The 13,738-nt window shown below is 52.3% G+C and carries 11 protein-coding genes; 7 read left to right on the forward strand and 4 right to left on the reverse strand.

From position 1 onward, the window contains the following. The gene (murC, locus tag ACEVG1_RS15910) at positions 1–1,359 is read left to right on the forward strand and encodes a UDP-N-acetylmuramate--L-alanine ligase (protein ID WP_374744703.1); all 1,359 of its coding nucleotides are present in this window, start codon (positions 1–3) and stop codon (positions 1,357–1,359) included. An 80-nt stretch (positions 1,360–1,439) separates the two neighbouring features. Next, a complete protein-coding gene (locus ACEVG1_RS15915) occupies positions 1,440–1,778 on the forward strand; it encodes a helix-turn-helix domain-containing protein (protein WP_374744704.1) in 339 nt (112 codons plus the stop codon). Between the two features lie 134 nt (positions 1,779–1,912). On the opposite strand, the gene ACEVG1_RS15920 is transcribed toward ACEVG1_RS15915, so the two are convergent. From ACEVG1_RS15920 to ACEVG1_RS15935, 4 genes are all read right to left on the reverse strand, one after another. Next, positions 1,913–2,086 carry a hypothetical protein gene (locus tag ACEVG1_RS15920; protein WP_374744705.1) on the reverse strand — a complete coding sequence of 58 codons (174 nt, stop codon included), beginning with the start codon at positions 2,084–2,086 and terminating at the stop codon, positions 1,913–1,915. Positions 2,087–2,188: 102 nt separating this feature from the next. Then, entirely contained in the window at positions 2,189–2,764 is a 576-nt protein-coding gene (gene scpB, locus ACEVG1_RS15925) for an SMC-Scp complex subunit ScpB (RefSeq protein ID WP_374744706.1), read from the reverse strand. After that, positions 2,765–3,889 carry a cyclic dehypoxanthinyl futalosine synthase gene (gene mqnC, locus ACEVG1_RS15930; RefSeq protein ID WP_374744707.1) on the reverse strand — a complete coding sequence of 375 codons (1,125 nt, stop codon included), beginning with the start codon at positions 3,887–3,889 and terminating at the stop codon, positions 2,765–2,767. 35 nt (positions 3,890–3,924) lie between these two features. Next, positions 3,925–5,082 carry a PQQ-dependent sugar dehydrogenase gene (locus ACEVG1_RS15935; RefSeq protein WP_374744708.1) on the reverse strand — a complete coding sequence of 386 codons (1,158 nt, stop codon included), beginning with the start codon at positions 5,080–5,082 and terminating at the stop codon, positions 3,925–3,927. Between the two features lie 192 nt (positions 5,083–5,274). Between ACEVG1_RS15935 and ACEVG1_RS15940 the strand changes: the two genes are divergently transcribed. The 5 genes from ACEVG1_RS15940 (at position 5,275) to ACEVG1_RS15960 (ending at position 13,569) form a co-directional block, all read left to right on the forward strand. After that, entirely contained in the window at positions 5,275–5,856 is a 582-nt protein-coding gene (locus ACEVG1_RS15940; RefSeq protein WP_374744709.1) for an RNA polymerase sigma-70 factor, read from the forward strand. Between the two features lie 67 nt (positions 5,857–5,923). Continuing rightward, positions 5,924–6,970: a FecR family protein gene (locus ACEVG1_RS15945; RefSeq protein WP_374744710.1), complete on the forward strand. Its 1,047-nt coding sequence runs from the start codon at positions 5,924–5,926 to the stop codon at positions 6,968–6,970. Between the two features lie 308 nt (positions 6,971–7,278). Beyond that, on the forward strand, positions 7,279–10,782 hold the full coding sequence (locus tag ACEVG1_RS15950; RefSeq protein WP_374744711.1) for a SusC/RagA family TonB-linked outer membrane protein: 3,504 nt from the start codon (positions 7,279–7,281) through the stop codon (positions 10,780–10,782). Between the two features lie 42 nt (positions 10,783–10,824). Next, positions 10,825–12,546 (forward strand): RagB/SusD family nutrient uptake outer membrane protein, encoded by a 1,722-nt coding sequence (locus ACEVG1_RS15955; RefSeq protein WP_374744712.1) that lies wholly within the window; start codon positions 10,825–10,827, stop codon positions 12,544–12,546. Between the two features lie 21 nt (positions 12,547–12,567). Continuing rightward, on the forward strand, positions 12,568–13,569 hold the full coding sequence (locus ACEVG1_RS15960) for a sugar phosphate isomerase/epimerase family protein (protein ID WP_374744713.1): 1,002 nt from the start codon (positions 12,568–12,570) through the stop codon (positions 13,567–13,569). Positions 13,570–13,738 lie beyond the last annotated feature (169 nt).

The raw sequence follows: 13,738 nt of genomic DNA on the forward strand, positions 1-13,738 counted from the left end.
ATGCGGGTACATTTCATAGCCATTGGTGGCAGCATCATGCACAACCTTGCGATAGCACTAGCAAAAAAGGGCTTCCTCGTAAGCGGTTCGGATGACCACATCTACGAACCATCACGTACCAACCTGGAGAAGGAGGGCCTGTTGCCGGAGCATGGTTGGGACCCCGCACGCATTACGGACGATATTGATGCCGTCGTATTGGGTATGCATGCGAAGGAAGACAACCCGGAATTACGGCGGGCACAGGAATTGGGCATACGCATCTATTCATATCCGGAGTTTATCTACGAGCAGGCATCAGAGAAAACCAGGGTGGTGATCGGCGGTAGCCACGGGAAAACCACCATCACCAGCATGATCATGCATGTGCTCAAATCGATTGGGCGCGATTTCGATTTCCTGGTAGGGGCGAAGCTGGACGATTTCGAGCACATGGTACGGCTTACCAAGGACGCGCCGCTGATCATCATCGAAGGCGACGAGTACCTTGCGTCTCCCATTGACCAACGGCCTAAATTCCATCTGTACAAACCCCATATAGCCCTCATCAGTGGTGTCGCCTGGGACCATGTGAACGCCTTCCCGACGTTCGAAAACTACGTGAATCAGTTCCGGTTGTTTATAAAAAGCATTGAGCCCAAAGGTACGCTGGTCTATAACAAAGAAGATAAGACCCTGCAAGAATTGGTGCTGGAAGACCGGTCTAAGATAAACAAGCATGGCTATCGTACGCCGGAGTATACCATCAACAAGGGGATTACGTACATGCATACACATATCGGCGAGGTTCCGTTGCAGGTATTCGGCAAGCACAACCTTTCCAATATTGCAGCTGCATTTACCGTATGTGAATGGCTGGGTGTTGAGCGCGACGAGTTTTATGCCGCCATCCGGCAGTTCAAGGGCGCAACGCGCCGCCTGGAGTATGTGGCCAGCGACAATGACAGCGTCGTTTATCAGGATTTCGCGCATACGCCCGCCAAGTTACGGGCCAGTATCCATGCGCTTAAGGAACAGTTCCCCGATAAAGCGCTCGTGGCCATCATCGAGCTGCATACCTATAGTAGCCTGAATGAGGGCTACCTGAACGAGTATCGCGACACGATGCAGGAAGCGGAATACCCCGCTGTATTCATCAATCAAGAAGCACTGAAACAGCGGAATGCGGAAACGATTTCCGAGGAGACCCTGAAACGGGCATTCAATCAACCCAACCTTATCTATTTAAATGGCATCGACCGCATGAAGCAATACTTGGATGACCTGTCGCCAGCGGGAAAGAACCTGTTGTTTATGAGTTCGGGTAACTACGGCGGCATAAATCTCGTCAATTTTGCAGATAAATTTCTGTACAAATAATAAAATTGACTATATTCGAATCCCGCAATCGAATATCGTAGGCATCAGTCGCTACGGTTTTCGTTTATACCATCTTACCGATGAATACATTAGGAAAAAAAATCAGACTTTTGCGACACCAGAGAGGGTGGAGCCAGGAAGATGTAGCCAAACGGTTGGATATATCCATCCCTGCATTTTCCAAGATTGAAACCGGCATCACGGATGTCAATTTATCCCGTTTGGACCAGATATCACGGCTTTTCGACCTGACCGTAGTCCAGTTGCTGGCCACTACGGATTCAGAGGCGGAGACAAAACACACCGCCGAACTGACCACCCTTAAGCGGAAGCTCGAGGAGCGCGAAGCGGAAGTCATCGAACTACAGAAGAAAGTCATCGACCTCTACGAGGTGCTGCACAAAAAGGCATTGGTATAATGATAAAAAGCCCGTCTCCTCTCGGCATAAACCTGTCGGGGGGAATCGGGCTTGGTTATACAATCGTTGTTGTTTTAGCTATCCAGCTGGTTGCGTTGTTGGGTATGGCTTTTTTTCAAATACGAGGGGTTTTATCAATAATCGTCGTCATCGAAATCATCGTCAAACTCTTCCAATGAGTCAAACTCATCCAATTCAAAATCATCCTCATCTTCGAAAAGATCCTCCGAATCCTCGTCATCGGGACCCGAATCAAGCGTGACCAGCATGTCGTCCTCCAACATCGCTAAATCAGTGTCATGCATCATTGGCGTTTCCATAATCATGTAAATAGATACTCTGTTATTTATAGGATAAAAATAGCAAGATTTTAATTCAAAGCATATTTTTTAAAAAAAATATATCGCGCGTTACTCAGCGGTTTCACCGATCGCATTGTCTTCCTGCACAATATCCTTCAGTTTCGGCAGGTCTGCCGTTGTGGCAATCCCGAAGTGATCCATGAAGAGGTCGCTCGTAGCATACAATAGGGGTTTGCCCAACGCGTCGGCCTTTCCGGCAATTTTAATCAGCTCTTTCTCGAGTAAGCGATGTACCGAGTAGTCGCAGTTCACGCCACGTATCTGTTCGATTTCCAGCTTGGTAATGGGTTGTCGATAGGCGATGATGGCCAATGTTTCCAGTGCTGCCGGGCTGAGTTTCTTTTTCGATCGGTGGGCCTGCAACTGGTTGATGGTTTCATAGTATAGCGGCTTGGTAAGGAACTGGTAACCTTTGTTGATGCATACCAATTCAAGTATCCGGTCGTCCTGTAAATAGCGGTCCCTGATGGTATCCAAGGCTTCGATGATGGCCTGTTCGTCGATTTCAGTTTCATGCAAAGCCGTGAGGACCTGCTGGATTTCTGATACGCCGATAGCTAGTTCGGAAGCATAGACGAGCGCTTCAATTTGTCGGCTCAGCTGTTCGCTGTTTTCTTCTTTCATCTAGTAATCGATCACTTGCTCTTCGATGGCCATGGGCATTTCGCGAAATTCGTATTTCTGTGTGCGGAGTTGGGGTTCGAATCCCGCCGTCCGGATGGCATCCTGTATGGATTTTGACGTAAACCGGTGCGGCGCCCCGGCAGCGGAGACCACATTTTCCTCGATCATGATGGATCCGAAGTCGTTGGCGCCGGCATGCAGGCACAGCTGCGCTACGCGTTTGCCCACGGTAAGCCACGAGGCCTGTATGTTTTTGATGTTGGGTAGCATGATGCGACTCAGCGCGATCATGCGGATGTATTCTTCGCCGGTAACGTTGTTGGTGATGCCCCGCAGCCGTTTGAGTAATGTCCCATCGTCTTGGAAGGGCCACGGGATAAATGCCATGAAGCCGTACGCACCATCCGGCCGTTCCGCCTGTACTTCCCGGATCCAAGCGAGGTGTTCGAACCGCTCCTCGATCGTCTCGATGTGGCCAAACATCATGGTCGCGGAGGTGGGCAGGTTTACTTGGTGCGCTGCCCGCATCACGTCCAGCCATTCTTTTCCGCCGCATTTCCCTTTGGAGATGAGCCGCCGTACGCGATCATTCAGTATTTCCGCACCGGCACCCGGCAATGAATCGAGGCCCGCTTCCTTCAGGGCCCGCAGCACCTCGATGTGGGGCATGCCTTCCAGTTTGGCAACATGCGCAATTTCGGGGGGGCCGAGTGCATGCAGTTTCAACTGTGGGTACAGGCCTTTTAGCTCCCGGAACAGATCGGCATAAAACGCCAATCCTAGCTCGGGGTGATGCCCGCCCTGTAGCAATAACTGATCGCCTCCATAACGGAATGTTTCCTCAATTTTGCGCTTGTAGGTGTCTATATCGGTGATGTAACTATCTTCATGGCCGGGTCTGCGGAAGAAATTGCAGAATTTGCAGTTGGCAATACACACGTTGGTGGTATTGACATTCCGGTCTATCTGCCAGGTTACTTTACCGTGGGGTACCTGTAACTTCCGAAGGGTATTGGCCACATAGGATAAGTCTGCGATAGGTGCATGGTGGTAGAGGTATACACCTTCTTCGATGGATAGGAACTCGAAATCCAGGGCCCGGCTAAGCAATTTGTCCACATTCATGATAGCAAAGGTACGTAGTTTTTGACAATCGATGTTTATTCAGCCGGAATCAGTTTGAGGAGCATGCCAGGGCCTTCCGTAAGCACATAGATATAGCCGTCGCTGCTTTGAGCAAGGTGCCTTACGCGGCCAATGGCTTGCAGTAACTTCTCCTCATGGGCGTAGTTGCCGTTTTTGAGTTCCACGCGGGCCACGTGCGTCAACGCCAGTGCACCGGCGAAGAGATTGCCCTGCCAGGCGGGGAATTTTTCGCCCGTATAATACAGTAATCCGCAGGTAGCGATGGAAGGGGTCCAATAGTGCACCGGTTGTTCCATACCTTCTTTTTCGGCGAGTGCTGAGATGATGGCACCGCTGTAATCGATGCCGTAGGTGATCACTGGCCAGCCATAGTTTTTCCCCTTCTCGATCACGTTGAGTTCGTCGCCGCCACGGGGTCCGTGCTCGGTGGCGTAGAGGATATTGTTTGTGCGGTCATACGCCAGTCCCTGCACATTACGGTGGCCGTAAGACCAGATGCTTGGCTTGGCGTAGGGCGTGTCTACGAACGGATTGTCGGCCGGTATGCGTCCGTCGTCGTGCAACCGATGGATCTTGCCCAGGTCGTTTGCTAAGTCCTGCGCATTTTCCTTCACACCACGCTCGCCGGTGCTGAAGTAGAGGTAACCTGCGCGGTCGAAAACAATGCGGCTACCGAAGTGCACACCCGCCGTAGACAACGGGGCGGTTTGGTACAGCGTTTCCAGCTCGGCGATGTGGGTGCCCGCTAACCGGAAGCGTATCAAAGCTGTACTGCCACCCTCTTGCCCCGGTTTGGCATAGGTAGCGTAAATCCATCCATTTGTAGCGTATTGGGGATGGAGTTGGATATCCAGCAGCCCGCCCTGCCCGCGTTCGTAGGTCTCCGGGAAGCCGTCCAACTTCTTATCCGTATACCGATCGTCTTCGAACACCCGTATTTCGCCTTTCCGTTCCGTAACAAGCAACCGGCCGTCCGGCAGCCAAACCATGCCCCACGGGTTATCGAGCCCCATGTAGAGCGTATCTATGTAAAAAGCACCCTTTTCCGAAGGTACAGGCTGCCCGGTTTGGCGCGGGGCATTGCCCGTGTGCCCGCTGTTGCCCGTGCAGCGCAGGCAGCTTATGCCGATGGCGAGCGTGCTGAGTAGGAGTAGTGTTTTCTTGGCCGTCATAGCGTCTTTCCGAGCATCAAAGATAGGAAATGTTCGTGTCTTGGACGAGCCCCGAAACCCTTAGGCGCAAGGCAACGGGAAAGGGGCAATGCAGGCTGTATGGAGGCAATTGGCCATAAATATTCGGAAAACCCTTGGATAACTGTAACCGATTCATTACGTTTGTAACAACCAATTAAAGCGAGGACCTTGTTGAACAATGCCACGATTGAAACAGATGCGGAGTTGCTTAGCCGGATAGGCAAAGACGACCAAGCCGCTTTCGAGGAGCTGTACCGGCGGTATTGGCGGCGTTGTTACATGCAGGTCGTACGTCGCTCGGGCGACGAAACGCTGGCTGAAGATATTACGCAAAATGTCTTCTTATCGCTTTGGGAGAAGCGTAAATCGCTCCGTATCGAACAGGTGGGCGCATATCTGTTTTCCGCGGTGCGGTTCCGGTTTATCACCTACCTGAAGGCACAACTGCACGAAGAGACATATGCCCTCCACTTATTACGCAATGGACGCGATTCGCAAAACCCGGTAGAAACTTCCATGCGTATCAAGGAACTCAACGATGCGATTGACAAAGGTGTGGCGATGATGCCCCCAAAAACCAAAACCATCTATACCCTGAGCCGTTCCGAGCACTATTCCGTTAAAGAGATTGCCAATAAACTAAATCTATCCGAGAAAGCCGTGGAATACCACATCACGCAATCACTGAAGGCATTACGGATAGCTTTGAAAGACTTTCTCGCCGTCGTTTTCCTTTTCCAGGGATTTTTTTAATAAATTTTTAGGGATTGGGCCGTTTCAATAGACTACCTTATTGAACGGATTATAAACGCCTGCGGAAATGGGTAGGGAAAGCTTTCATCAATTATTGCAACGTTACCTCGATGGCCGTTGCACACCGGCAGAGAAACGGTTGGTAGACCATTGGTACCACATGTTAGAGGGGCATGATAGACACGAGATCAGCCCTTCGAATTTAGATGCGCTGGAAGATGCCATGTGGGAGAAAATACACGACCAGATCAATGACGCCGGAGAGGCAGGCCCGGCTTATGTACCGTATCTTCGGTCGCGGCGCCTGCGTTATCTTCTTGCTGCGGCATCCATCGCGCTGCTTATGACCGTGGGCACCATTGCTTACCTCCGTGTGGTTTGTTACCCTGTAGAACCTTCGTTTGCCACCGATTTCGCCATGGATAATGATATCGTGGCCGTGAAAAACGACACCGACCACCGCATGAATATCATCCTTGCCGATGAGTCGCTGGTAGAGCTCTATCCGGGGGCGCAGCTTCACTACCCCAAGCATTTCAGCGACCATGGCCGGGAAGTCCGGCTGATCGGTGACGCGTTCTTTTCGGTCGCGGCCAACAAAGAAAATCCCTTTTGGGTATTCCATGAAGGGATGATTACCAAAGTGCTGGGTACCAAATTCAAGATCAAGGCACCCAAGGGAAGTGCCAAGGGCGAGGTGATCGTCTATTCAGGCAAGGTAGATGTATTCTATAATGTGGGCCGGCGCAATATGGTGAAGCGGATGTTGTCTGCACCCGAAAAAGCGTCCCTTACCACCAACCAGCGAGCGGTGTTGTTGGCTAAGAATTTGGAAGAAACGGTGACGGAAAATCCATTGCCCGTGCGGGGCGGCGTGGATGCGATACGGCATGAAACGTTCAAGGATATCCCGATTACGTCATTGGCCCAGACGTTGAGCGAACTATATGCCTTGGATGTGGTGGCCGATAGTGGGTTGTCACACATCACCTTTACGGGCGATATCAGTGGCATCGGGCTTTTCAAACAGCTGGATATCATCTGCACGGTTACCGATACACGGTATGAGGTGATCGGTACGACGATTCTCCTGAAACGGAAATACGAACCCTAATTGAACACAAATTTATAACCAAACACACAAAACACACATTTTATGCAGGAAGTCCCAACGTAACCCTTTCTCGGAGGCAACCCGGGTGGTTGCCCATCGCTACTATCCATGAAGTTGAACCAAAATAAATGACCATGACGAAATCAAAAACGTAACCAAAAAAAACCGGCAATATGGGGGTATTGCCGGCAATGGCCCGGAACACACGTGTGCCGGGGTAACTTACAGTCCAAAAAAAACGTTTAACGAACTATAAATTTTTCAAAAGTATGAAAAAAGATCGAATTATTGCGTTAACCAAAACTGCGATGAGACTAACCTTTTTATATGCCCTTATTACTTCGATTGTCGTATTTACAAGCCATGCAACCGAAGTGGATGCCCAGGGCGCGCTTGACAAAAGGGTCGAATTGGCTGGCAAACGTACCACGATTAAAGAACTGATCACCATGCTCGAGGAGCAATCGGGCGCGCACTTTATTTACAGTTCTTCGGCCATCAAGACCAACCGTAAAATCAAGATTGCCTCGCTTTACGGCGAGTTATCGGATGTGCTTAATGAAGTATTTAAACCCATCGGCATTGATTATAAGGTGGAACACGACAAAATATTGCTTTTTAGTATTTTCCAGGAATTAACCATTACAGGCAAGATTACCGATGCCAGTAACGGTGCGCCGATACTGGGTGCGGCGGTGAAGGTAAGGAGTACCGCCCGGGGCACCAGTACGGATGCAAATGGCCAATTTTCGTTGGCCGTGATGCCCAACGAAATAGTGGAAGTGAGCTACATCGGGTTTGCTGCCCAAGAGTTTGTGGTGGATAGCAACCGGCGCGTGTACAACCTCGCCCTACAGGCGTCGCTCAGCACGTTGGACGAGGTGGTGGTAACGGGATATTCCGCGCAGCGGGTCAAGGACCTCACCGGTTCGGTGGCGGTAGTGAATGTGAAAGACCTCAAGCAGCAACCGGCGGCGAGCCCCATCGAAGCCCTCCAAGGTAAAGCCACGGGGGTGCAGATCATCAATGACGGAGCGCCCGGTGCCACCCCGCAGATCCGTATCCGGGGGTTCAGCACCATCAACAATAACGACCCGCTCTACGTTATTGACGGGATGCCTTATGAAGGGAAACTAGGGTGGTTGAATGCCAATGATATTGAGTCGATGCAGGTGCTGAAAGATGCCTCTGCGGCTTCCATCTACGGTGCCCGTGCCAACAACGGTGTCGTTATCGTAACAACCCGGAAAGGGCAAAAGGGCGTGCCAAGGGTGACGTTTGAATCCTATTACGGCACCCAAAGCCCGATGAGGAACCGGTTTCCCGAATTCCTGAATCCGCAGCAGTTTGGCGAATATGTTTACCAGCGTTTCCTGAATGCGGGCGAAACTCCGGGTACCAGCGAAACGAGCGGTACCAATTACGGCTCGGACCCAAACCGTCCCACCTTGCCCGACTACCTCTTGGCGGGCACCGTAACCGGGCATAACATTACCGAAGCAGATGCAGATCCGTCGAATTACAATTATTCGATGGACCCGGCCCAGTTCTACCAGATCACACGGGCCAATAAGGAGGGCACCAATTGGTTTGACGCCATTACGCGCAACGCGCCCATGCAGAATTACCAGCTAAGCATACTGGGAGGCGGCGAAAGTTCTACCTATGCCATCAGCGGGAGTGCATTCAAGCAGGAAGGTACCTATAAGCATACCTCATTCGAGCGGTTCACCATCCGTAGCAATACCACGTTCAACCTACTGGACGACCGGGTCACCATCGGTGAGAATATGCAATATTCCTTTACCCGGGGCAATGGATTCGGTGTGAATGTCAACACTGCGGGGTCGTACCAAGGTGAGGGATCGCCGATTGGGTGGGCTTACCGGATACAAACTATTATCCCGGTGTACGACATCATGGGCAATTTTGCCGGTACACGCGGCGACAAGATGGGGAACGCCGATAACCCGCTTTCGGTGCTCTATCGTTCAAAGGACAACGACAACAACAGCGGCCAGTTCTTTGGCAGCACGTTTGCCGATGTCAAATTGGCGAAAGGGCTGAACTTCCGTACCACCTTCGGTATGCGTTATGAAAACTATAACGGCAAGTCCATCGGTTACCCCAACCCGGAGCGTTCCGAAGGTAGTTTCACGAACAACACGCTGCGCGAGTACCAAGGGTATAATACCGAATGGACCTGGACCAATACCGCAACGTATAAGAATACGTTTGGCGGGATCCATGACCTCACCGTACTTGCCGGTACCGAAGCGGTGGAGTCGAAATGGCACGAACTCGTTGGTAATGGTAATGATTTCTTCATTTCCGGCGACCTGAATTACTACTACTTGAACACGGCGGCCGTTACCCGGGGCGAAAGCGTGGGTTCGGAGGGAGCGCTGTTTTCCATCTTTGGCCGGGCCGATTACTCATTCGATGATCGGTATCTGCTGTCGGCGACCGTCCGCCGCGATGGTTCGTCGGCTTTCGGACCGGACGACAGGTACGGCTTATTTCCGGCAGCCAGCGTGGCATGGCGGTTATCCAGTGAAAGTTTTATGAGCAATGTGACCTGGGCAGACGACCTGAAGCTGCGGGCGGGCTACGGAACCACGGGCAACCAACGTATCCCTACCTTCCAATTCTTGCGGCGGTATGCCTCGGGCGTGGGCCAGTCTTTCTACCCGATAGCGGGCGGTGGTGAACTTTCCAGCGGACTATGGACCAGCAATTACAATAACCCGAATGTGAAGTGGGAAGAAATGAAATCAGTGAACGTTGGGCTCGACTTCACGCTTTTCAATGGTACCATTGACGGTGCGATCGATTGGTTTGACCGGCGTACCAGCGGCGTGTTGTACCCTGTTCCGCAACCATCCGCGGCCGTGGGCACCGGCTCGTCGCCGTTTGTCAACTCGGGCGATATGAAGAACAGTGGGTTTGAAGTTTCGGTGAACTACCATTATACGCAACCCGATAGCGACCATCCATTCCAGTTTGATGTGGGTGCATTTTTCTCGCGCTACACGAACGATATCGTACAACTGGCACCCTCCGTTACCGAGCAACCCTACCTGACCCTCCGCGGCGTTACCACCTCGGTGTTGAAAGCCGGGGCTCCTTTCGGTGCGTTTTATGGCTACCAGGTAACCGGTATTTACCAGGACGATGCCGACATCGCCAATAGCGCCTCGTATGAGAACGCACGGATAGGCGGTTTCAAGTTTGCCGATATATCGGGTCCGGAAGGGACGCCAGATGGTGTTATTGATGGGGCCGACCGCACAGTGATCGGCAACCCGCACCCCGATTTCATTTATTCCCTCAGCCTTGGTGCTTCCTACAAGCGGTTCGACGTAAGCATGTTTTTCAACGGATCGCAGGGTAATGACCTGTTTGACCTGACCCGTCAGTACACTGATTTTTATGCATTCCCCGGTGCGGTGAGTACCCGTACGCTGGATGCGTGGAGCCCGAGCAATCCGACGAGCATGATGCCGTCTGCCAATGCGAAAGCCCCGACCATCGAGTACCAGTCGTCGAGCTACTACGTGCAGGATGGCAGCTTTTTCCGGATGAGGAACGTGCAGGTGGGTTATACGGTTCCCGGCGAACGTTTATTTTGGGGGAAAATCGCTAATTTAAGGATATATGCCAGCGCTACCAACCTGTTTACCATCACCGGTTACAGTGGCATGGATCCCGAGGTGAGCCAATACTCGTCTACTTTTTCGGCTCCCGGGGTGGACATGGGTGTATATCCCGTGCCACGCCAGTACCTGTTGGGCTTAAGTGTTACGTTTTAATGGCGCTTCGGAATAGGTCTTAACTGTTAAAGAATTTTCAACATGGAAAGCTATAAAAGATATTATAAATACGTTGCAGTCATCGCACTGCTAAGTTTAGGGGCGTGTAGTGAGGATTTTTTGAACCGCAATCCGCAAGGGCAACTTACCGATGACCAGGTAAGCAATACCAAGGCGGTTGAATGGATGCTTACCGGCGCTTACGGATTGATGAATGGCAACCGTGACGGCACATGGGGCAATTATGCCTCTGCACCCAGCCAATGGCTGTTTGGGGAGGTGGCTGCCGATAATGCCCACAAGGGAAGCGAATTGGCAGACCAGGCGGTGATGTTCGATATTGAAATGCACAATGCCATCAGTGTAAACGAACACCTCTCCACGATGTGGAACAACTACTATGAGGGCATTACCCGTTGCAACGCCACGTTGCGCCAGCTCAAGGTGCTGCAGGAATCGGGCAGTGGCGATCGGTTTTCCGATCAGCGGGCGGCAGAAATCGAAGCGGAGGCCCGTATGCTCCGTGGGCATTACTACTTTTTCCTCTGGCGGGTATTTAGGAACATCCCCTATGTGGACGAGACCATTTCCACCACGGATGCGGCGAGGGTGCCCAACAATGTGGATGTGCTACCGATGATTGAGGCGGATTTCCAGTTTGCAGCGCAGAACCTTTCGGATGCGAAACCCTTAGGCGATGCGGGGCGGGTAGACCAGATCGCGGCTAAGGCGTATCTCGGTAAGGTATATCTGTACCAAAAGAAATACCCGGAAGCGCTGGTGTTATTTAAGGAAGTCATCGCTGCCCGGCCCAATCTGGAAACCCTTCCGTTCCTGAATAATTTCGATGTGAATACGGAAAACGGACCGGAATCGATCTTCGCGGCGCAGCATGCCATCAATCCCGATGGGGGTGGCGATAACGCAAATGTGGGCGACATGCTGGGCGGTTTGTACGGCTCGGCCCCGGCCAACTGCTGCGGTTTCTTCAACCCGAGCTTTGACCTGGTTAATTCGTTCCGGGTTACATCGCAGGGTTTACCGATGCTTGATGGCGCTTTCCGCACCAACCCCTATAAGTCGGATTTCGGGCTCTCCGGCGCTGCCAAAAGCAATTATGCTGTTGACAATACGCTTGCCGTAGACCCCCGATTAGATTATACGGTGGGCCGCCGTGGCGTGCCTTACCACGATTGGGGTGTGATGCCGGGCGACGGTTGGCTCCGGGATCCGGCATTCGGTGGGCCGTTCGTTGCCTATAAGCACATGATTGACCAAGCTGACTTTGCGGGCAATACGCAATCTGGCGGCACCAACTACGTTACATCGCTCAATGTGAACATCATCCGGCTGGCGGATGTGTATCTCATGGCGGCGGAATGCGCTGCCGAAGCAGGCGATCTGGCCTACGCTTTGGCACGGGTAAACAACGTACGCGCACGGGCCGCCAAGCTTCCGCATAAATCGGTAGGAGGCACCCCGGTAGCCGCTTACAACGTGCAACCTTACGCGGCATTCACCGGCAAGGAGCATGCGCTGGATGCGATCCGCTTTGAGCGCCGGTTGGAGCTAGCGTTGGAGGGGCACCGGTTCTTCGACTTGGTCCGTTGGGGTATTGCCAAGCAGGTGCTAGAAGGATATTCAACGTTTGAGGGAAGTTTCATCGGTGCCTATGGCGGGCTTACTTTTTCAGAGAAGAATAATTATTTCCCCATCCCGCAAGACCAGATCGATCGGAGCGGGGGCGCATTGGTGCAGAATTAGGGTTACAAAACAAATGCGACGATGAGTACTAGAAGGAGATTCGTAAGGCAATTGGGCATGGGTGCGGCGGCTGCGGCCGCCTATCCCATCCTGTCGCCCCTGCTTTCATGCAATGGCCAAGGAGCGGGGGCGCAATCGGAAACGACCGACGGCAATGGGCTGTTCTTCAAAATATCGTTGGCCGAGTGGTCCTTGAATAGAGCCCTTTTTGGCGGCCAGCTGGACCACCTCGACTTCCCATTTTATGCCAAGGAGAATTTTGGCGTTGACGCTGTTGAGTATGTCAACCAGTTTTTTAAGGACAAGGCGACCGACCGGGCATACCTAGGTGAGCTGAAAACCCGCTGCGACGACCATGGCATCACCAGTGTGCTCATCATGTGCGATCTGGAGGGGGATTTGGGCGATACCGAACAGGCTCGGCGGAAGGCAGCTGTAGAGAACCACTACAAGTGGGTGGAGGCGGCCCGGTTTTTAGGGTGCCATGCCATCCGTGTGAATGCCGCGGGGGAGGGTACGGCCGAGGAGGTGGCGCGATGCGCTGCCGAAAGCCTTACCGAGCTGGCTACGTTTGCCAGCGACCACGGTATTTCAGTCATTGTGGAGAACCACGGCGGCTATTCGTCCAATGGTACGTGGCTGAGCGGGGTGATGCGAACCGTGGGGCTTCCCAATTGCGGTACATTGCCCGATATCGGTAATTTCTGTATCAAACGTACCGAGCCGGTGGAGCAGACCCTCGAAGCCTATTTGGCAACGGAATGCTTGGAGGAATACGACCGCTACCAAGGCACGGCAGAGCTACTGCCTTTCGCCAAAGGGGTAAGTGCCAAAACGTACGATTTTGATGCCGATGGCAATGAGTCGAGTATCGATTATGGCCGTATCCTTCGCATGGTAAAAGATGCCGGATTTACGGGCTACGCGGGTATCGAGTACGAGGGCCACAGCCTTACGGCCAATGAAGGGATAGCGAAAACCAAGGCGATGCTTGAACGCATCGGGAGTGGGTTGACGAAGTAACCTATTAAAACAATGCCAACTACCTATTAAAACAATGCCATGGGTGCGATGGTAGGGCGTCTGTGAGTTTTTGCTCCGGACGCCCTTTTTTATGTGCGCCCGGCATGGGCGATAACTCTAGGGTGCAAGTCCCGAACACGCTTAGCAGTAGGAAGTGTTAGCCAAAGGC

Origin of the sequence: Parapedobacter sp. 2B3 (genome assembly GCF_041925275.1) — a bacterium.
Taxonomy (GTDB): domain Bacteria; phylum Bacteroidota; class Bacteroidia; order Sphingobacteriales; family Sphingobacteriaceae; genus Parapedobacter; species Parapedobacter pyrenivorans_A.